The sequence below is a fragment of the Pseudomonas sp. UBA7500 genome (assembly GCF_002478435.1).
GTDB lineage: Bacteria > Pseudomonadota > Gammaproteobacteria > Pseudomonadales > Pseudomonadaceae > Aquipseudomonas > Aquipseudomonas palmensis.
The window spans coordinates 18,470-38,845 of the sequence record NZ_DLNW01000005.1 but is presented as its reverse complement, the minus strand read 5'-3'; the positions used below and the strand labels follow the sequence as shown (position 1 = coordinate 38,845).

Here is a 20,376-nt window from a genome sequence, read left to right as displayed (position 1 = left end):
GCGGGCTCGACCCGCGATGAGGGCAGCGCGATCAGTCAGCCAGGCGCCAGGTCGTCGTGCCCTTGCCGTCTTCCAGCACCACGCCCATGGCGGTCAGCTGGTCGCGGATGCGGTCCGATTCGGCCCAGTTCTTGTCGGTACGTGCCTGCAGACGCGCCTGGATCAACGCCTCCACTTCAGCCGCATCGACCTTGCCTTCGGCGCCCGCCTGCAGGAAGTCGTCGGCCTCCAGCTGCAACACGCCCAGCAGCTCGGCCAGCTCGCGCAAACGGCCCGCCAGGCCAGCGGCCACCTCAGGCTCCGCCTCGCGCACGCGGTTGATCTCGCGCACCAGGTCGAACAGCACCGCACAGGCTTCAGGCGTGCCGAAGTCGTCGTTCATGGCCGCGGCAAAACGCTCGACATACGCCTCGCCACCTTGCGCGGCCACGCGCGGCAAGCCGCGCAGCGCATGGTAGAAGCGCTCCAGGGCGCCCTTGGCTTCGCGCAGGCTGTCCTCGGAGTAGTTGATCGAGCTGCGGTAGTGGCTCGACACCAGCAGGTAGCGCACCACCTCAGGGTGATACTTGTCGAGCACGTCGCGAATGGTGAAGAAGTTGTTCAACGACTTGGACATCTTCTCGCCATTGATACGGATCATGCCGCAATGCATCCACGCCTTGGCGTACTGCTTGCCGGTGGCCGCCTCGCTCTGGGCAATCTCGTTCTCGTGGTGCGGGAACTCCAGGTCGTTGCCGCCACCGTGAATGTCGAAGCTCTCGCCCAGGCAGCAGGTCGACATCACCGAGCACTCGATGTGCCAGCCCGGACGGCCCGGGCCCCACGGCGATTCCCAGCTCGGCTCGCCGGGCTTGACGCCCTTCCACAGCACGAAGTCGAGCGGGTCCTGCTTGGCCTCGTCGACCTCGATGCGGGCACCGATGCGCAGGTCTTCGATCTTCTTGCGCGACAGCTTGCCGTAGCCGACGAACTTGCCGACGCGATAGTACACGTCGCCATTGCCGGGCGCGTAGGCGTAACCCTTGTCGATCAGGGTCTGGATCATCGCGTGCATGCCGGCGATGTGGTCGGTGGCACGCGGCTCCTGGTCCGGCGGCAGGATGTTCAGACGGCGCTCGTCCTCGTGCATCGCGTCGATCATGCGCGCGGTCAGCGCTTCGAACGATTCGCCGTTCTGGTTGGCGCGGTTGATGATCTTGTCGTCGATGTCGGTGATGTTGCGCACATAGGTCAGGTCGTAGCCGCTGTAGCGCAGCCAGCGCGTGACCAGGTCGAACGCGACCATGCTGCGCCCATGGCCCAGGTGGCAGAAGTCGTACACGGTCATGCCGCACACGTACATGCGAACCTTGTTGCCATCGAGCGGAACGAAAACTTCCTTGGTCTTGCTCAGGGTGTTGTAGATGCTTAGCACGTAGAGTTCCTTAGCTGCCCCACGAATCGCGCAGGGTCACGGTGCGGTTGAACACCGGCTTACCCGGCGTGGAGTCTTTCAGGTCGACGCAGAAGTAGCCTTCGCGCTCGAACTGGAAGCGGTCTTCGGGCTGGGCCTGGCCCAGCGAAGGTTCCGCACGACAACCGCTCAGCACCTGCAGCGAATCGGGATTGATGTTGTCAAGGAAGCTGCCGCCGTCGTCGGTCTTCTCGGGGTTGGCCGAACGGAACAGGCGGTCATACAGACGTACTTCGCACTCGACGCTGGCCGCGGCCGGCACCCAGTGGATCACACCCTTGACCTTGCGGCCCTCGGGGTTCTTGCCCAGGGTGTCGGGGTCGTACGAGCAGCGCAGCTCGACGATGTTGCCCTCGGCATCCTTGATCGCCTCGTCGGCGCGGATCACGTAGCTGCCACGCAGGCGCACTTCACCGGCCGGCTCCAGGCGCTTGTAGCCCTTGGGCGGCTCTTCCATGAAGTCGTCGCGGTCGATGTAGATCTCGCGGGCGAACGGCAGTGCACGCACGCCCATGTCTTCCTTGGGGTGACGCGGCAGTTCGAGCTGCTCGACCTGGCCTTCGGGGTAGTTGGTGATGACTACCTTCAGCGGGCGCAGTACGCACATGGCCCGTGGCGCGGTGCGGTCCAGGTCGTCACGGATGCTGAATTCGAGCATCGACATGTCGACCACGCCGTCGGAACGGTTGGTGCCGACCATCTCGCAGAAATTGCGGATAGACGCCGGGGTGTAGCCACGACGGCGGAAGCCCGACAGCGTGGACATGCGCGGGTCGTCCCAGCCCTGTACGTGCTGCTCGTCCACCAGTTGCTTGAGCTTGCGCTTGCTGGTGATGGTGTAGTTCAGGTTCAGGCGGCTGAACTCGTACTGGCGCGGCTTGCACGGCACCGGCAGGTGGTCGAGGAACCACTCGTACAACGGACGATGGCTTTCGAACTCCAGGGTGCAGATCGAGTGGGTGATGCCCTCGATGGCGTCCGACTGGCCATGGGTGAAGTCGTAGATCGGGTAGATGCACCAGGTGTCACCGGTCTGGTGATGATGGGCATGGCGGATGCGGTACAGGATTGGGTCGCGCAGGTTCATGTTCGGCGAGGCCATGTCGATCTTGGCGCGCAGCACGCGCTCGCCATCCTGGAACTCGCCAGCCTTCATGCGCGCGAACAGGTCGAGGTTTTCCTCGACGCTGCGCTCGCGGAACGGGCTGTTCTTGCCCGGCTCGGTCAGGTTGCCGCGGTACTCGCGGGCCTGCTCCGGGGTCAGGTCGCACACATAGGCATTGCCCGACTTGATCAGGTCGACCGCCCACGCATGCAACTGCTCGAAGTACTGCGAGGCATAGCGCACCGGGCCGGTCCACTCGAAGCCCAGCCACTTGACGTCACGCTGGATGGCGTCGATGTACTCCTGGTCCTCTTTGGCCGGGTTGGTGTCATCGAAGCGCAGGTGACAGGCACCGCCGAATTCCTGGGCCAGGCCGAAGTTCACGCAGATCGACTTGGCGTGACCAATGTGCAGGTAGCCGTTGGGCTCCGGCGGGAAACGGGTGACGATGCTGGTGTGCTTGCCCGAATCCAGGTCGGCCTGCACGATCGGACGCAGGAAGTTCACAGGGACGGCGGGCGCGCCTTTGGCAGCGGCGTTGGGAGCGTTGTCAGCGGTGGGCTTGCTCATAGGATCCTTGAAATACCGGTACACGGCCCGGGTAGGCCGACTGAATCAAAGCGCTTATCATAGCCCAAGCGCCCGAGCTGCCGACAGGGCAGCGCCGACAAACTGGCGCTATATTCGGCTGGCCGGGCAAAAAAACTGCCGTGACGTGCGTATCGTGGCCTGTAAACTGTGCGTCAGGGTTACTACGCGATCCTGCGCACCCATTTCTTGAATGCCTGAAAAGCGAGAATTTGAGCATGACCCAAGTCAAACTGACCACCAATCACGGTGACATCGTCATCGAGCTGAACGCCGAGAAAGCCCCGATCACCGTGGCCAACTTCATCGAGTACGTCAAAGCCGGTCACTACGAGAACACCGTGTTCCACCGCGTCATCGGCAACTTCATGATCCAGGGCGGCGGTTTCGAGCCGGGCATGAAAGAGAAGAAAGACAAGCGCCCGAGCATCCAGAACGAAGCCGACAACGGCCTGAGCAACGACAAGTACACCATCGCCATGGCCCGTACCATGGAGCCGCATTCGGCCTCGGCGCAGTTCTTCATCAACGTCGCCGACAACAGCTTCCTCAACCACAGCGGCAAGAACGTGCAGGGCTGGGGTTATGCAGTGTTCGGCAAAGTCACCGAAGGCACCGACGTGGTCGACAAGATCAAGGCCGTTGCCACCGGTTCCAAAGCCGGCCACCAGGACGTGCCAGCCGAAGACGTGATCATCGAGAAAGCCGAGATCATTGGGTGATACTGCTGATCTCCGATCTGCACCTGCAAGAAGAACGCCCGGACATTACCCGGGCGTTTCTTGATCTGCTGGCCACCCGTGCCCGCAGCGCGCAAGCGCTGTACATTCTCGGGGACTTTTTCGAGGCCTGGATCGGCGACGATGCCATGACGCCCTACCAGGCGTCGATCTGCCAGGCCTTGCGTGCGCTGAGCGACACGGGCACCCAGGTGTTCCTGATGCACGGCAACCGCGACTTCCTCATCGGCCAGGCGTTCTGCAAGGCCGCAGGCGCCACCCTGCTACCCGACCCCAGCGTGGTCGAGCTGGGCGGCGAGCCGGTGCTGCTGATGCATGGCGACAGCCTGTGCACCCGTGACGAAGGCTACATGAAGCTGCGCCGTTACCTGCGCAACCCCGTGAGCCTGTGGGTGCTGCGCCACCTGCCGTTGCGCACGCGGCACAAGCTTGCGCGCAAGCTGCGCAGCGAAAGCCGCGCGCAGACGCGCATGAAGGCCAATGACATTGTCGATGTGACGCCCGAGGAGGTACCGCGGGTGATGCAGCAGCATGGCGTGCACACCCTGGTGCATGGGCACACCCATCGCCCGGCGATCCACAAGCTGATGGTGGGCGATGCGCCGGCGCGGCGTATCGTGCTGGGCGACTGGGATCGCCAGGGGTGGGCGCTGCAGGTGGATGAACAAGGGTTCCAGCTGGCACCCTTCGACTTTGCCTGAAGGCCGTGCGGGCCCTATCGCGGGTCAAGCCCGCTCCCACAGGTAGATCATTGCTCTGATGATCATTGATGTACCTGTGGGAGCGGGCTTGACCCGCGATGTCAGCGCAGCGCGCTGACGCTGTGCCTCAGTGCCCCGCCGATGCCGGCCCGGCCTTGGCCGCGAACGGCGGCTTGGCCAGCCACACCAGCAGCACCAGCCCGACGAACACCCAGCCCATCAACGTGAAGTAATCCACCGTCGACATCATGTACGCCTGGCTGTTGAGCATCTGCTCCAGCTGCGCATACGACTGCCCGTTCGCCCCGCCCAGGTGGCCGAGCATGTCACGGGTGGCCGGCTCATAGGTACTGATGCTTTCGCTCAGGTACGCATGGTGCTGGTCGGCCCGGCGAATCCAGATCCAGGTGGTCAGCGACGCGGCAAAGCTGCCGCCAAGGGTCCGCAGGAAGGTCGCCAGCCCCGAGCCGTCGGCGATCTGCTGCGGCGGCAGGTCCGAAAGCAGGATGCTCAAGGTGGGCATGAAGAACAGCGCCACGCCGATACCCATGAACAGCTGCACCAGGGCGATGTGCTGGAAGTCCACTTCGTTGGTGAACCCTGCCCGCATGAAGCAGCTGGCACCGATTGCCACGAACGCCAGCCCCGCCAGCACGCGCAGGTCGAACTTGTGCGCGTACTTGCCCACGAATGGCGACATCAGCACCGGCAGCAGGCCGATCGGCGCCACCGCCAGCCCCGCCCAGGTGGCGGTGTAGCCCATCTGGGTCTGCAGCCATTGCGGCAGGATCAGGTTGATGCCGAAGAACCCCGCATACCCGCCCACCAGCACAATGGTGCCGATGCGAAAGTTGCGGTGGGCGAACAGGCGCAGGTTCACCACCGGGTGCTTGTCGGTCAGTTCCCAGATGATGAACACCGCCAGGAACACCACCGAAATCAGGCTGCCGATGACGATGAAACTGGACTCGAACCAGTCCAGGTCATTGCCCTTGTCGAGCACGATCTGCAATGCCCCCACCCCGACGATCAGGCTCAACAGCCCGATGTAGTCCATCGGCTGGCGGCTGGTGCTCACCGGACGGGTACGCATCTGCTGACGCACCACGGCGGCGGCGAACAGGCCGATCGGCACGTTGATGAAGAAGATCCACGGCCAGCTGTAGCTGTCGGTGATCCAGCCACCGAGTATCGGCCCGGCAATCGGCGCCACCACCGTGACCATCGCCAGCAGCGCCAGGGCCATACCCCGCTTGGCCGGGGGGTACACCGCAATCAGCAGGGTCTGGGTCATGGGGTACAACGGCCCGGCCACCACGCCCTGCAACACACGAAAGCCGACCAGCTCGGGCATCGATTGCGAGATACCGCACAGGAACGACGCCAGCACGAACAGCAGCGTGGCCCAGATGAACAGCTTCACCTCGCCGAAGCGCCGGCTCAGCCAGCCGGTCAGCGGCAAGGCTATCGCGTTGCTCACCGCGAACGAGGTGATGACCCAGGTGCCCTGCTCCGAGCTCACCCCCAGGTTGCCGGAGATGGTAGGCAGGGCGACGTTGGCGATGGTGGTGTCGAGCACCTGCATGAACGTCGCCAGCGACAGGCCGATGGTGGTCAGCAGCAGGCTTGGCGGGGTGAACGAAGCCTGCCCGCTCATCGCTGCGCAGTCTTGCCGCTGGCGGCGCTGTTGTCATGGATCAGGCGCGCGATCAGGGTATCGGCCTCCACCAGCTGGCGGTCGTACACCTGGGTGGCGAACGAGGCTTTCTGCGGCGGCTGTTGCGCCAGCACCGGGCCGCTCTGGTCGTGCAGGTCGACGTCGACCTGGGTCGACAGGCCGATCCGCAGCGGGTGTTCGGCCAGTTGCTCGGGGTTGATGTGGATCCGCACAGGCACGCGCTGGACGATCTTGATCCAGTTGCCGGTGGCGTTCTGCGCCGGCAGCAGGGCGAAGGCGCTGCCGGTACCGGCGCCCAGGCTGTCGATGGTGCCGCTGTACTTCACGTCGCTGCCGTACAGGTCGGCAACGATGTCCACCGGCTGACCGATACGCATGTTGCGCAGCTGGGTTTCCTTGAAGTTGGCGTCGATCCACAGCTGATCCAGCGGAATCACCGCCATGGTCGCGGTGCCCGGCTGCAGGCGCTGGCCCAGTTGCACCGTGCGCTTGGCCACATAACCGGTGACCGGCGCCACCAGGGTGGTGCGGGCATTGTCCAGGTAGGCCTGGCGCAGGTCGGCGGCGGCAGCCTGCACTTCGGGGTGCGAGGAGACCACGGTGTCGTCGACCAGCGCGGTGGTGGTGTTGAGCTGCTGCTGGGCATTGCTCAGCGCGCTTTGTGCCGATGCCAGGTCGTCACGGGCGTGGGACAGCTCCTCCTGCGAGATCGCCCCGCCGGCGGCCAGGGTCTTGCGTCGGTTGTAGTTTTCCTGGGCCTTCTGCAGCTCGGCCTTGCGCGCCGCCACCTGGGCCTTCTGCCCGTCGACGTTGCTGTAAAGCCCACGCACCTGGCGCACGGCGCGGGCCAGCTTGGCCTCGGCGCTCTGCAGGCCGACCTCGGTGTCGCTCGGGTCGAACTGGATCAGCACCTGGCCGGCGTGCACCAGGTCGCCATCGTCGGCGCCGATGCTGGTGACGGTGCCGGTGACCAGCGGGGTGATTTCCACCACGTTGCCGTTCACATAGGCGTCGTCGGTGTTTTCGCTCCAGCGCCCGTAGAGCTCGTGCCAGGCCCACACACCGGCGCCAAGCACGAGTACGAGCACCAGCAGCCCGAGCAGCAGCGTCTTGCGCTTGCGCTGATTGTTGAGGTCCTGCTCGGTAGGGGCAGTGTCCGGGGAGGATGCAGTGGCCATGAGAAATACCTTGGCGTTTTATTGATTGCGGGAAGTCGAGGGCAATGCGGCGGCCTGGGTGTCGGCCTGGTAGCCGCCCCCCAGCGCCTGCATCAACTGGATCGACAGGTCGATCTGTTCGGCGTTCAGTTCGGCCAGCTGACGCTGCGACTGCAGCAGCTGCTGTTCGATGCTCAGCACATCCAGGTAGTTGCCAATGCCGGAGCCATAGCGCTGCATCACGGTGTCGTAGGACTGCTGGGCGATGTCGGTGGCACGTTGCTTGGCTGCAATCTGCTGGCCCAGTGCATGCAACTGGTCGATGCTGTCGCTGACCTCGCCCAGTGCACGCACCAGGCTCTTGTTGTATTGCGCCACGGCCAGGTCGTAGTCGGCATCACGGGCATCGAGGTCGGCGCGCAGGCGCCCGCCGTCGAAAATCGGCAGCGACACGGTCGGGGCGATGTTGAAGAAGCGGCTCGGCGCGCCGAAGATCGCATCGCCCAGCAGTGCCTGGGTGCCGGCGGCGGCGCTCAGGTTGAGGTTGGGGTAGAAGCGTGTCTTGCTCGCATCGATCGACTTGCTCGCCGCCTCGACCCGCCAGCGCGCGGCCACCAGGTCCGGACGCCGGCCCAGCAACTCGGCCGGCAGCACCGAGGGCAGCGCCACCGCAGCAGGCTTGAGCACATTGGGGCGGGCGATCTGCTGGCCACGGTCGGGGCCCTTGCCCAGCAGCACCGCCAACGCGATCTGCGCGCTGCGTAGCTGCTTCTGGGCATTGATGGCCTGCTCCTGGGAGCTGGCCTCCAGGCTTTCGGTCTGCTGCAGCTGGTACTGGCTGTCGATACCCGAGGCCAGCCGGCGCTGGCTGAGTTCGAGCATCTGGCGGGTACGCTTGAGGTCTTCCTGGGTCAGGTCGTTGACGATGTGCGCCTGGCCCAGCTGGCTGTAGGCACGGGCAACGTCGGCGGCCAGGGTCAGTTGTGCGGCCTGGCGGTCCACCTCGGCGGCACGGGCCTGGCCCAGGGCGGCTTCCCAGGCATCGCGTTGCCCACCCCAGAGATCGAAGGTGTAGTTGAAGGTCGCGCTCAGGCTGCGCAGGGTGGAGTAGCTGCCGCCCTGCCCCGTCGGGTCCTGGTCACGGGCCAGGCGCGAGCGGCTGACCCCGGCGCTGGCATCCAGCGTGGGCATGCGCTCGGCGTCGGCAGCGTAGGCTGCGGCGCTGGCCTGATGGGCACGGGCGCTGGCAACCTGCATGTCGGGGCTGTCGCGCAAGGCCTCGCCGATCAGGCTGTTCAGTTGCGGGTCGCCAAGGCGGGTCCACCAGTCGCCCTTGGGCCAGGCCGCAGGCGACAGGGCAACGCCGCCGAGGGTCTTGCCAGCCTGCAGGTCGGCGGCGCCGAGGCGCCGGCCCTGGGTATCGAGGCCACTGTAGTTGGCGCAACCGGCCAGGCTCAGGGCAAGCACCAGCAGGCTTGCGCCGGCACGCAGGGCTCGTGGTTTCATTGGGCCTCCACGCGCAGAGCGGTGACGGCATCGCCGGCCGCCAGCAGCACCTTGGTCAGAATTTTTTCCAGGGTCTTGAGCTCGTCCGGGGCCAGCACGCCAACCAGCTCGTTCATCGCCGAAGCACCGATCTGGGGCAACTGGCCGGCGAGCACATCGCCATCGGCGGTGAGCTCCAGACGTACCTGGCGGCGGTCCTGCGGGCAGCGGCTGCGGGCGATCAGGCCCTTCTGCTCCAGACGATCGAGCATGCGCGTCATCGACCCGCTGTCCAGGCTGAGGAAACGGCACAGTTCGGCGGGGGTATCGACCCCGTACTGGGACACGATGATCAGCACCTTGAACTGCGCGGCGGTGACGCCGAAGTCCTGCAGGTGGCTGTCCAGAATGCGGTCCTTCACCAGTGCGGCGCGCCCCAGGAGCATGCCGATGGTGCAGGACTGGAAGTTTTCGGGGGTGAAGTGCTGCATGAAGGGAGATACCTGCTTAGGCAGTGGATGCCGCAGATATTACTGCCCAGGCAGCGAATGGCCAAGCATTAATTAGCTTGCTTTCTATTTGGCCGACAAAAGGAGGTATTGCGGCGCCCGTATCGCGGGCCAAGCCCGCTCCCACAGGATGGGTCATCAGCCTGCGGGCGCGGGCTTGGCCCGCGATGCTTTCAGGCCGGCACGCCGCTATGGAAGCGAAACTCCACGTCCGGCGTGGTGATCAGTTCGGCTTCCACCTCGCGCACCCGCTCCACGGTGCGCTCCACATCCGCCGCCTCGCCATACTGGTACGCCAGCTTCAGGTACCCCTGGTAATGGCGCGCCTCGCTCTTGAGCAGCCCGTGGTAGAACTTGCCCAGTTCCTCGTCCAGGTGCGGCACCACCGCAGCAAAGCGCTCGCAGCTGCGCGCCTCGATGAACGCGCCGACCACCAGCGTGTCCACCAGCTTCACCGGCTCGTGCGCGCGCACCACCTTGCGAAGCCCCGAGGCATAGCGCCCTGCCGACAATGGGCGCAAGGCCACCTTGCGCTTCTTCATCAGGCGCAGCACCTGCTCGTGATGCACCAGCTCCTCGCGGGCCAGGCGCGACATCATGTTGATCAGGTCGACATGCGTGTTGTACTTGGCAATCAGGCTCAGCGCCGTGCTGGCGGCCTTGAACTCGCAGTTCTTGTGGTCGATCAGCATCGTCTCCTGGTCGGCCAGGGCGGCATCGACCCAGGCATCCGGGGTGCGGCAGGCGAGGAAGGCTTCGATTTCGGGAATAAGGGACATAGGCTCACAAACGGGCATGGAGTGTCGACAAGACCGGCGATTATACCGGCGGCAGTGGCGATCACCAGTGACTATGCTTGATGCATATCAACATCCACCGCATCCGGGGCGCCGACTATAGTCAGGCATCGCATGCCATTGTCGAAGGAGTTCTCCCTCATGCTTTTAGAAGTTCGCAGCATCCTGGTGGTGCTCGACCCCGACCACGCCCACAGCAAGGCCCTGACCCGCGCCAAGCTGATCGCCGGCGTCACCAAGGCACGCCTGCACCTGCTGATGTGCGACAAGAAGCAGGACCACAGTGCCCTGCTCAGCCTGCTCGCCAGCCAGTTGCACGACGATGGCTACGACAATGTCACCTATGAGCAGGCCTGGCACGACACCCTGCACGAGTCGATCATCGACGTGCAGAAAGCCGAAGGCTGTGAGCTGGTGATCAAGGAACACCGGCCGGAAAACGCGCTGAAGAAGTTCCTGCTGACGCCTTCGGACTGGAAACTGCTGCGCCAGTGCCCGTGCGCGGTGCTGATGGTCAAGACCGAGCGCCCCTGGACCGGTGGCGTGATTCTGGCGGCGGTGGACGTGGGCAACGACGATCAGGAGCATCGCAAGCTGCACGCCAGCATCATCGACCACGGTTATGCCATTGCCAGCGTGGCCAAGGGCAACCTGCACGTGATCAGCGCCCACCCCTCGCCCATGCTCTCGGCGGCGGACCCGGTGTACCAGCTCAAGGACACCATCGAGAAGAAGTACCGCGACGAATGCGCTGCGTTCCAGGCCGAATTCGATATCGCCGACGATCGCCTGCATGTGGCCGAAGGCCCGGCGGACGTGCTGATTCCGCACACGGCTAAAAAGTACGAAGCCGTGGTGACGGTGATGGGTACGGTGGGGCGTAGCGGGATTACCGGTGCGCTGATCGGCAACACCGCCGAGGTGGTGCTCGATTCGCTGGAATGCGATGTGCTGGTGCTCAAGACCGAGGACCAGGTGAAGCACCTGGACGAGCTGGCCAGAGGCTGAAGACCCCATCGCGGGTCAAGCCCGCGCCCACAGGGTAAGCGGTGATCCAGTGGGCGCGGGCGTGACCCGCGATGGGAACACCGCTTAACCCAGCGCATCCTTGAGAAAGCCCGGCGCGATGTAGCGCTGATAGTGCGCCTCGGACAACAGAAAGAATTCCCGATCGATGGCATCGCGCAGCTCGGGCAGCTCCCAGTCGCGAAACTCCGGCAGCAGCACCATCCCGTACGCTTCCAGCTCGCGAATCACCCGCGCGCCCCGCGCAATCAGCTGATAAGCCCAGCAATACTCGGACTGATGCGGCACGAATCGAATCTTGCGCAGCTCCAGCTGGCCGCGCAGCTTGTCGGCGTCGAACACCTCCAGCTTGGCCGCCATCACCTGCACCAGCAGGTGTTCCAGGCGCAGCCACACCGCACGCTTTTCATCGTCGTTGTAGCCGTTCCAGTGGATCACCTCATGGTGAAAACGCTTGCACCCGCGACACACCAGGTCCCCGTAAACCGTGGAACACAGGCCGACACAAGGCGTTTTTATTGACTGATTGGACATGAAAGATTCAACGGCATGGCGATGGAACAGACGGCCATGTTAGCCCTTTGTCTAACGGGGGTCACGCCGTAAAGTCGTTGCAATCGCCTTACCTTTGGCGCGTTTTTACCGTAGAATCACCCGGCCTTTTTAAGGCAGCAATGTCCGTTAGAAGCTGTTTTCAAAGCGTCACGAGCACAGTTGATCCGGTAGAACGGCGTTGGCTCGGGGTATTCGAACATCGAATGCACCGCGCCAGCCCTCATCAGCCTCCGTTCTACAGGCGTAAAACTTTGAAAGCAGCTTCTGTAAGGATGTCCTGCAACCCTGGCTACGCGGCTCAAAAAGCCGTATTGCGCATGGGTGCCGGCCATTCTGGATGAGCGTCCCGGACACCCATTTGGGACCACTGATGAGGGTAATAACTGTGCTTGAAGCCTACCGCAAACACATCGAAGAGCGTGCCGCCCAGGGTATCGTGCCCCAGCCGCTTAACGCCGAACAAACCGCAGGCCTGGTCGAGCTGCTGAAGAATCCCCCCGCTGGCGAAGAAGCCGTCCTCGTCGACCTGATCACCAACCGCGTACCACCAGGAGTGGACGAAGCCGCCTACGTCAAGGCCGGTTTCCTGTCGGCGGTCGCCAAGGGCGAAGCCACCTCCCCGTTGATCAGCAAGCAGCGCGCCGTTGAACTGCTGGGCACCATGCAGGGCGGCTACAACATCGCCACCCTGGTCGAGCTGCTGGACGACGCCGAACTGGCCGCCGTTGCCGCCGAACAGCTCAAGCACACCCTGCTGATGTTCGACGCCTTCCACGACGTGGCCGAAAAAGCCAAGAACGGCAACGTTCACGCCAAGGCGGTACTGCAGTCCTGGGCTGACGGCGAGTGGTTCAAGAAGCGTCCGACCCTGGCCGACAAGATCAGCCTGCGCGTCTTCAAGGTCACCGGCGAAACCAACACCGACGACCTGTCCCCTGCCCCGGACGCCTGGTCGCGCCCTGACATCCCGCTGCACGCCCTGGCCATGCTGAAAATGGCCCGCGACGGCATCGTGCCGGACGTGCAAGGCGCCATCGGCCCGATGAAGCAGATCGAGCAGATGCGCAACGAAGGCTTCCCGATCGCCTACGTCGGTGACGTGGTCGGTACCGGTTCCTCGCGTAAATCGGCGACCAACTCGGTGCTGTGGTTCTTCGGCGACGACATCCCTTACGTGCCGAACAAGCGCGCTGGCGGTTTCTGCTTCGGCTCCAAGATCGCCCCGATCTTCTACAACACCATGGAAGACGCCGGCGCCCTGCCGATCGAATTCGACGTGTCGAACATCCACATGGGCGACGTGATCGACCTGTACCCGCACGCCGGCAAGGTGTGCAAGCACGGTACCGACGAAGTCATCACCACCTTCGAGATGAAAACCCCCGTGCTGCTGGACGAAGTCCGCGCCGGTGGTCGTATCCCGCTGATCGTCGGCCGTGGCCTGACCGAGAAGGCGCGCGCCGAGCTGGGCCTGGGCCCGACCGACCTGTTCAAGCTGCCTGAAGCACCTGTCGACACCGGCAAGGGCTACACCCTGGCCCAGAAGATGGTCGGCAAGGCCTGCGGCCTGCCAGTGGGCAAGGGCGTTCGTCCTGGCACCTACTGCGAACCGAAGATGACCACCGTCGGCTCCCAGGACACCACCGGTCCGATGACCCGTGACGAACTGAAAGACCTGGCGTGCCTGGGCTTCTCGGCCGACCTGGTCATGCAGTCGTTCTGCCACACCGCGGCCTATCCGAAGCCGATCGACGTGACCACCCACCACACCCTGCCGGATTTCATCCGCACCCGTGGCGGCGTGTCCCTGCGTCCAGGCGACGGCATCATCCACAGCTGGCTGAACCGCATGCTGCTGCCGGACACCGTCGGTACCGGTGGTGACTCGCACACCCGCTTCCCGATCGGCATCTCGTTCCCGGCCGGTTCCGGCCTGGTCGCCTTCGCCGCTGCCACTGGCGTGATGCCACTGGACATGCCGGAGTCGGTACTGGTGCGCTTCAAGGGCAAGCTGAACCCAGGCATCACCCTGCGTGACCTGGTTCACGCCATCCCTTACTACGGCATCCAGAAAGGCCTGCTGACCGTCGAGAAGAAAGGCAAGATCAACGCCTTCTCCGGCCGCATCCTGGAAATCGAAGGCCTGGACGACCTGACCGTGGAACAGGCATTCGAACTGTCCGACGCCTCGGCCGAACGTTCGGCTGCCGGTTGCACCATCAAGCTGCCTGAAAAAGCCATTGCCGAGTACCTGAAGTCGAACATCACCCTGCTGCGCTGGATGATCAGCGAAGGCTACGGCGATGCGCGCACCATGGAGCGCCGTGCACAGGCGATGGAAGCCTGGCTGGCCAAGCCCGAGTTGCTGTCGGCCGACGCCGATGCCGAGTACGCCGAAGTCATCGAGATCGACCTGGCCGATATCAAGGAGCCGGTTCTCTGCGCTCCTAACGACCCGGACGACGCTCGCCTGCTGTCCAGCGTCCAGGGCCAGAAGATCGACGAAGTGTTCATCGGTTCGTGCATGACCAACATCGGTCACTTCCGCGCTGCCGGCAAGCTGCTGGACAAGGTCAAGGGTCAGCTGCCAACCCGTCTGTGGCTGTCGCCGCCGACCAAGATGGACGCTCACCAGCTGACCGAGGAAGGCTACTACGGCATCTACGGCAAGGCTGGCGCGCGCATGGAAATGCCGGGCTGCTCGCTGTGCATGGGTAACCAGGCACGCGTAGAGCCGAACTCGACCGTTGTGTCGACGTCGACCCGTAACTTCCCTAACCGTCTGGGCGATGGTGCCAACGTGTTCCTGGCCTCCGCCGAACTGGCTGCCGTTGCCTCGATCCTGGGCAAGCTGCCAACCGTCGAGGAGTACATGGAGTACGCGGCGAATATCGACAGCATGGCTGCCGACATCTACCGCTACCTGAGCTTCGACCAGATCGCCGAGTTCCGTGAAGCCGCTGCGAACGCCAATATCCCTGTCGTTCAAGCGTAAGCTGACTTAGCGTGAAAAGAAGCCCCGCCAATTGGCGGGGCTTTTTGTTGCCTTCTGAAAAGCTTCGCCCCTCAGATCACGAACAGATCCATGAACCGATGCACCGCCGTCGCCTCAAGCCTCGCCTGATCCTTGCACAACGCAAGGATCTCGGCCGAACGCTGCGCAGTAAACCGCGTCGCCAGGTTGGCCTTGAACTTGTCCTCCAGCAGCGGGATGCCCTGGGCGCGTCGGCGCCGGTGCCCGATGGGATACTCCACCACCACCTGCTCGGTGCTCGAGCCGTCGGTGAAGAACACCTGCACCGCGTTGGCGATCGAGCGCTTGTCGGCCTCCAGGTACTCGCGACTGAAACGCGGGTCTTCGACGATCACCATCTTCTCGCGCAAGCGGTCGATGGTCGGGTGCGCCGCATGGAAATCATCTTCGTAATGCTCGGCCACCAGGTTGCCGAAGATCAGCGGCACCGCCGTCATGTACTGCAGGCAGTGGTCCCGGTCCGCCGCGTTGGCCAGCGTGCCGACCTTGGAAATGATGCGAATCGCCGACTCATGGGTGGTGATCACGATGCGCTCGATTTCATGCAGGCGATTGCGCACCTGCGGATGCAGGGTCACCGCCGCCTCGCAGGCGGTCTGCGCATGGAACTCGGCCGGAAAGCTGATCTTGAACAGTATGTTCTCCATCACGTAGCTGCCGAACGGCTGCGACAGGCTGAACTCGCGTTTGCCCTCGGGCTTGAGCGCCAGGTCCTTGTTGGTATGGCTGAACAGCACGTCATAGAAGCCCCACTGCGGCGCGGTGAGCACGCCGGGGATGCCCATCTCGCCGCGCAGGGCGATGTCCGCCAGGCGCACCCCGCGACTCGACGCATCACCGGCCGCCCACGACTTGCGCGAGCCGGCATTGGGGGCATGGCGGTAGGTGCGCAGCGCCTGGCCATCGACAAAGGCCTGGGACAGGGCCGCCAGCAACTGCTCGCGATTGGCGCCCATGAGCCGGGCGCACACCGCCGTGGATGCGACCTTGACCAGCAGCACGTGGTCCAGGCCCACCCGGTTGAAAGCGTTTTCCAGCGCGAGCACGCCCTGGATCTCGTGAGCCATGATCATGGCCTCGAGCACCTTGTGCAGGGTCAGCGGCGCGTCGCCGTTGGCCACGCGCTTTTGCGAGAGGTGGTCGGCCACCGCGAGGATGCCGCCGAGGTTGTCGGAGGGGTGACCCCATTCTGCGGCCAGCCAGGTATCGTTGTAGTCCAGCCAGCGCACGATGCAGCCGATGTCCCAGGCCGCCTTGACCGGGTCGAGGCGGTACGCGGTGCCGGGCACCCGCGCGCCATGGGGCACCACGGTACCCTCCACCAGCGGCCCCAGGTGCTTGGTGCACTCGGGAAAGCGCAGCGCCAGCAGGCCGCAACCCAGGGTGTCCATCAGGCAGTTGCGCGCCGTGTCCAGCGCCTCCCCCGGCTCGGCCCTGAAGTGCAGGACATAGTCGGCAATGTCCTGCAGGACCCGGTCGTAGTCGGGGCGGTCGTTCAGGTCAACATTGGCACTCATTGTCGTCTCTCTGTTCACATGGGGTGAAAGGAGAGCCGAGCACCGCTGCCTCTAGAAGGTATCGCCAGGTACGCGTACCCAACCCTCCATCAGCACGCGAGCGCTGCGGCTCATGATTGCTTTGGTAACGGTCCAGTCGCCATTCACCTGGCGCGCCTCGGCGCCCACGCGCAAGGTGCCCGAGGGGTGACCGAAGCGCACGGCGCTGCGCTCGCCGCCACCGGCAGCAAGGTTGACCAGGGTGCCGGGGATGGCCGCCGCGGTGCCGATGGCCACCGCTGCCGTCCCCATCATCGCGTGGTGCAGCTTGCCCATCGACAACGCACGCACCAGCAGGTCGATATCGCTCGCTGCCACGGACTTGCCGCTGGAGGACTGGTAGGCGGCCGGCGCTGCCACGAACGCCACCTTGGGCGTGTGCTGGCGCTGCGCGGCCTGCTCGACGTGCTCGATCAGGCCCATGTGCACGGCGCCGTGGGCACGGATGGTTTCGAAACGCGCCAGGGCTTCGGGGTCGCCGTTGATTGCGTCCTGCAGCTCGGTGCCGGTGTAGCCCAGGGCCTGGGCGTCGATGAAGATGGTCGGGATGCCGGCGTTGATCAGGGTTGCCTTGAAGGTGCCGACACCGGGCACCACCAGGTCGTCGACCAGGTTGCCGGTGGGGAACATCGAGCCGCCCGCGCCGTCTTCGTCGGCGGCCGGGTCGAGGAATTCGAGCTGCACCTCGGCGGCCGGAAAGGTCACGCCGTCGAGTTCGAAGTCGCCGGTTTCCTGCACTTCGCCTTCGGTGATCGGTACGTGGGCGATGATGGTCTTGCCGATGTTGGCCTGCCAGATGCGCACCACAGCCACACCATTGCGCGGGATGCGACTGGCGTCGACCAGGCCGGCGCTGATGGCGAACGAGCCGACTGCCGCCGAGAGGTTGCCGCAGTTGCCGCTCCAGTCGACGAAGGCCTTGTCGATGGCGACCTGGCCGAACAGGTAGTCGACGTCGTGCCCGGGCTTGATGCTGCGCGACAGGATGACCGTCTTGCTGGTGCTGGAGGTGGCCCCGCCCATGCCGTCGATCTGCTTGCCGTAGGGGTCGGGGCTGCCGATAACCCGCAGCAGCAGCGCATCGCGCGCGGCGCCGGGGAGCTGGGCGGCTTCGGGCAGGTCTTCGAGGTTGAAGAACACGCCTTTGCTGGTGCCGCCACGGATGTAGGTGGCGGGGATTCTGATCTGGGGTACGTGTGGCATGGAAATCTTGTCCTGTAATGTGATCGAGCCACCTGCTCTGTGGGAGCGGGCTCGACCCGCGATGCAAGCGATGCGGTTACAGCCAGTACCGCGTCGCCTGCATCGCGGGTCAAGCCCGCTCCCACTAGGGCGAGGCAAGCTGAGTCTTTTATGCCACCGACGACTCGAGGAAGTCCTGGGCAAAGCGCTGCAGTACACCGCCCGCCTCGTAGATCGACACCTCTTCCGCCGTGTCCAGACGGCAGGTCACCGGCACCTCCAGGCGCTCGCCGTCACGCCGCGTGATCACCAGGGTCAAGGTGGCCCGCGGTGTCCGCTGCCCCACCACGTCATAGGTCTCGCTGCCATCGATACCCAGGGTCTTGCGGTCGGTGCCCGGCTTGAACTCCAGCGGCAACACGCCCATGCCCACCAGGTTGGTACGGTGGATACGCTCGAAGCCCTCGGCCACGATGGCCTCGACACCGGCCAGGCGCACGCCCTTGGCCGCCCAGTCGCGTGACGAGCCCTGGCCATAGTCGGCACCGGCCACGATGATCAGCGGCTGCTTGCGCTGCATGTAGGTCTCGATGGCCTCCCACATGCGCGTCACCTTGCCCTCCGGCTCGATACGCGCCAGCGAACCCTGCTTGACCTTGCCGTTCTCCTGCACCATCTCGTTGAACAGCTTGGGGTTGGCGAAGGTCGCGCGCTGCGCGGTCAGGTGGTCGCCACGGTGGGTGGCGTAGGAGTTGAAGTCCTCTTCGGGCAGGCCCATCTTCGCCAGGTACTCGCCTGCGGCGCTGTCGAGCATGATCGCGTTGGACGGCGACAGGTGGTCGGTGGTGATGTTGTCCGGCAGCACCGCCAGCGGGCGCATGCCCTTGAGCGAGCGCTCGCCTGCCAGCGCGCCTTCCCAGTACGGCGGGCGACGGATGTAGGTGCTCATGGCGCGCCAGTCGTACAGCGGGTCGACCTTGGGCCCGGTGTCTTCGTGCACGGCGAACATCGGGATGTACACCTGGCGGAACTGCTCCGGCTTGACCGCAGCCTTGACCACTGCATCGATCTCTTCGTCGCTGGGCCAGATGTCCTTGAGGCAAATTTCCTTGCCGTCCACCACGGCCAGCACGTCCTTCTCGATATCGAAACGGATGGTACCGGCAATGGCGTAGGCCACCACCAGCGGCGGCGAGGCCAGGAAGGCCTGCTTGGCATACGGATGGATACGCCCGTCGAAGTTGCGGTTGCCCGACAGCACGGCGGTGGCGTACAGGTCGCGGTCGATGATTTCCTGCTGGATCACCGGGTCCAGAGCGCCGGACATGCCGTTGCAGGTGGTGCAGGCAAACGCCACGATGCCAAAGCCCAGCTGCTCCAGCTCATCCTCCAGGCCCGCCTCTTTGAGGTACAGGGCCACGGTCTTGGAGCCTGGCGCCAGCGACGACTTGACCCACGGCTTGCGCGTCAGCCCCAGCCTGTTGGCATTGCGCGCCAGCAGCCCGGCAGCGATCACGTTGCGCGGGTTGCTGGTGTTGGTGCAGCTGGTGATGGCAGCGATGATCACCGCGCCGTCGGGCATCTGCCCCGGCACCTCTTCCCATTGCCCGGCAATGCCCCTGGCAGCCAGCTCGCTGGTGGCCACCCGCGCATGCGGGTTGGACGGGCCGGCCATGTTGCGTACCACGCTCGACAGGTCGAACTGCAGGCCACGCTCGTATTCGGCATTGACCAGGCTGTCGGACCACAGGCCGGCGACCTTGGCGTAGGTTTCCACCAGCTTGACCTGGGCGTCTTCACGACCGGTGAGCTTGAGGTAATCGATGGTCTGCTGGTCGATGGAGAACATCGCCGCCGTCGCGCCGTATTCGGGGGCCATGTTGGAGATGGTCGCGCGATCGCCCAGGGTCAACGCACGGGCGCCCTCGCCGTAGAACTCGAGGTAGGCGCCGACCACCTTGGCCTTGCGCAGGAACTCGGTGAGCGCCAGCACCACGTCGGTGGCGGTGATGCCTGGCTGCGGCTTGCCGGTGAGCTGCACGCCGACGATTTCCGGCAGGCGCATCCAGGACGCACGACCCAGCATCACGTTCTCGGCCTCCAGGCCGCCGACGCCGATGGCGATCACGCCCAGGGCATCCACGTGGGGGGTGTGGCTGTCGGTACCGACGCAGGTATCGGGATAGGCCACGCCCTGCTCGGCGTGGATCACCGGCGACATCTTCTCCAGGTTGATCTGGTGCATGATGCCGTTGCCGGGCTGGATCACGTCGACGTTCTTGAACGCCTTCTTGGTCCAGTTGATGAAGTGGAAGCGGTCTTCGTTGCGACGGTCTTCGATGGCGCGGTTCTTCTCGAACGCCTGCGGGTCGAAGCCGCCGCACTCCACGGCCAGCGAGTGGTCGACGATCAGTTGCACCGGCACCACCGGGTTGACCTGGGCCGGGTCGCCGCCCTTGTCGGCGATGGCGTCACGCAGGCCGGCAAGGTCAACCAGTGCGGTCTGGCCAAGGATGTCATGGCACACCACGCGGGCCGGGTACCAGGGGAAGTCGAGGTCGCGCTTGCGCTCGATCAGTTGGCTGAGCGAGGCATCGAGGGTTGCCGGGTCGCAGCGGCGCACCAGGTTTTCGGCCAGTACGCGGGAGGTATAGGGCAGCTTGTCGTAGGCGCCGGGGCTGATGGCGTCGATGGCGGCGCGGGCGTCGAAGTAGTCGAGCGTGGTGCCCGGCAGGTGCTTGCGAAATTCAGTATTCATGGACGCGGGACTCAATCACGGATAAGTCGGCGGTGCGCAGTCCCCCTGATGG

15 protein-coding genes are annotated in these 20,376 nt (G+C 64.6%); 4 read left to right on the top strand and 11 right to left on the bottom strand.

From position 1 onward, the window contains the following. Positions 1-31 precede the first annotated feature (31 nt). The gene (gene cysS, locus B4I46_RS04985; protein ID WP_043863059.1) at positions 32-1,414 is read right to left on the bottom strand and encodes a cysteine--tRNA ligase; all 1,383 of its coding nucleotides are present in this window, start codon (positions 1,412-1,414) and stop codon (positions 32-34) included. A 10-nt stretch (positions 1,415-1,424) separates the two neighbouring features. Next, on the bottom strand, positions 1,425-3,128 hold the full coding sequence (locus tag B4I46_RS04980; protein ID WP_043863060.1) for a glutamine--tRNA ligase/YqeY domain fusion protein: 1,704 nt from the start codon (positions 3,126-3,128) through the stop codon (positions 1,425-1,427). 236 nt (positions 3,129-3,364) lie between these two features. Here B4I46_RS04980 and B4I46_RS04975 point away from each other — a divergent pair, with 236 nt between their 5' ends. Beyond that, on the top strand, positions 3,365-3,868 hold the full coding sequence (locus B4I46_RS04975; RefSeq protein ID WP_043863061.1) for a peptidylprolyl isomerase: 504 nt from the start codon (positions 3,365-3,367) through the stop codon (positions 3,866-3,868). Further along, a complete protein-coding gene (gene lpxH / locus B4I46_RS04970; RefSeq protein WP_258662472.1) occupies positions 3,865-4,587 on the top strand; it encodes a UDP-2,3-diacylglucosamine diphosphatase in 723 nt (240 codons plus the stop codon). The genes B4I46_RS04975 and lpxH overlap by 4 nt, the downstream gene beginning before the upstream one ends. 127 nt (positions 4,588-4,714) lie before the next feature. Here the strand turns inward: lpxH and B4I46_RS04965 are convergent, their stop codons facing one another. The 5 genes from B4I46_RS04965 to B4I46_RS04945 all read right to left on the bottom strand — a co-directional run bounded on the left by B4I46_RS04965 (position 4,715) and on the right by B4I46_RS04945 (position 10,195). Continuing rightward, entirely contained in the window at positions 4,715-6,244 is a 1,530-nt protein-coding gene (locus tag B4I46_RS04965; RefSeq protein WP_043863063.1) for a DHA2 family efflux MFS transporter permease subunit, read from the bottom strand. Beyond that, positions 6,241-7,443 carry an HlyD family efflux transporter periplasmic adaptor subunit gene (locus B4I46_RS04960; protein ID WP_043863064.1) on the bottom strand — a complete coding sequence of 401 codons (1,203 nt, stop codon included), beginning with the start codon at positions 7,441-7,443 and terminating at the stop codon, positions 6,241-6,243. Before B4I46_RS04960 ends, B4I46_RS04965 begins: the two co-directional genes overlap by 4 nt. An 18-nt stretch (positions 7,444-7,461) precedes the next feature. After that, positions 7,462-8,928 carry an efflux transporter outer membrane subunit gene (locus tag B4I46_RS04955; RefSeq protein WP_123752236.1) on the bottom strand — a complete coding sequence of 489 codons (1,467 nt, stop codon included), beginning with the start codon at positions 8,926-8,928 and terminating at the stop codon, positions 7,462-7,464. Continuing rightward, complete coding sequence (locus B4I46_RS04950) at positions 8,925-9,398, bottom strand: MarR family winged helix-turn-helix transcriptional regulator (RefSeq protein WP_043863066.1); 474 nt, start codon at positions 9,396-9,398, stop codon at positions 8,925-8,927. Before B4I46_RS04950 ends, B4I46_RS04955 begins: the two co-directional genes overlap by 4 nt. A gap of 191 nt (positions 9,399-9,589) precedes the next feature. Further along, complete coding sequence (locus tag B4I46_RS04945) at positions 9,590-10,195, bottom strand: tRNA-(ms[2]io[6]A)-hydroxylase (protein ID WP_043863067.1); 606 nt, start codon at positions 10,193-10,195, stop codon at positions 9,590-9,592. 159 nt (positions 10,196-10,354) lie between these two features. Between B4I46_RS04945 and B4I46_RS04940 the strand changes: the two genes are divergently transcribed. Next, the gene (locus B4I46_RS04940; protein ID WP_043863068.1) at positions 10,355-11,221 is read left to right on the top strand and encodes a universal stress protein; all 867 of its coding nucleotides are present in this window, start codon (positions 10,355-10,357) and stop codon (positions 11,219-11,221) included. A gap of 84 nt (positions 11,222-11,305) precedes the next feature. Here B4I46_RS04940 and B4I46_RS04935 read toward each other — a convergent pair whose 3' ends face one another. Further along, positions 11,306-11,773, bottom strand: coding sequence for a DUF1289 domain-containing protein (locus tag B4I46_RS04935; RefSeq protein WP_043863069.1), 468 nt, complete (start codon positions 11,771-11,773; stop codon positions 11,306-11,308). Between the two features lie 406 nt (positions 11,774-12,179). Between B4I46_RS04935 and acnB the strand changes: the two genes are divergently transcribed. Continuing rightward, complete coding sequence (gene acnB / locus B4I46_RS04930; RefSeq protein WP_054915695.1) at positions 12,180-14,789, top strand: bifunctional aconitate hydratase 2/2-methylisocitrate dehydratase; 2,610 nt, start codon at positions 12,180-12,182, stop codon at positions 14,787-14,789. A gap of 71 nt (positions 14,790-14,860) precedes the next feature. Here the strand turns inward: acnB and prpD are convergent, their stop codons facing one another. The 3 genes from prpD to acnD form a co-directional block, all read right to left on the bottom strand. After that, the gene (prpD, locus tag B4I46_RS04925; RefSeq protein ID WP_286898866.1) at positions 14,861-16,345 is read right to left on the bottom strand and encodes a 2-methylcitrate dehydratase; all 1,485 of its coding nucleotides are present in this window, start codon (positions 16,343-16,345) and stop codon (positions 14,861-14,863) included. A 51-nt stretch (positions 16,346-16,396) separates the two neighbouring features. Then, positions 16,397-17,587 carry a 2-methylaconitate cis-trans isomerase PrpF gene (gene prpF / locus B4I46_RS04920; protein WP_286898865.1) on the bottom strand — a complete coding sequence of 397 codons (1,191 nt, stop codon included), beginning with the start codon at positions 17,585-17,587 and terminating at the stop codon, positions 16,397-16,399. Between the two features lie 148 nt (positions 17,588-17,735). Then, positions 17,736-20,324: a Fe/S-dependent 2-methylisocitrate dehydratase AcnD gene (acnD, locus tag B4I46_RS04915; protein WP_286898864.1), complete on the bottom strand. Its 2,589-nt coding sequence runs from the start codon at positions 20,322-20,324 to the stop codon at positions 17,736-17,738. Positions 20,325-20,376: the final 52 nt, after the last annotated feature.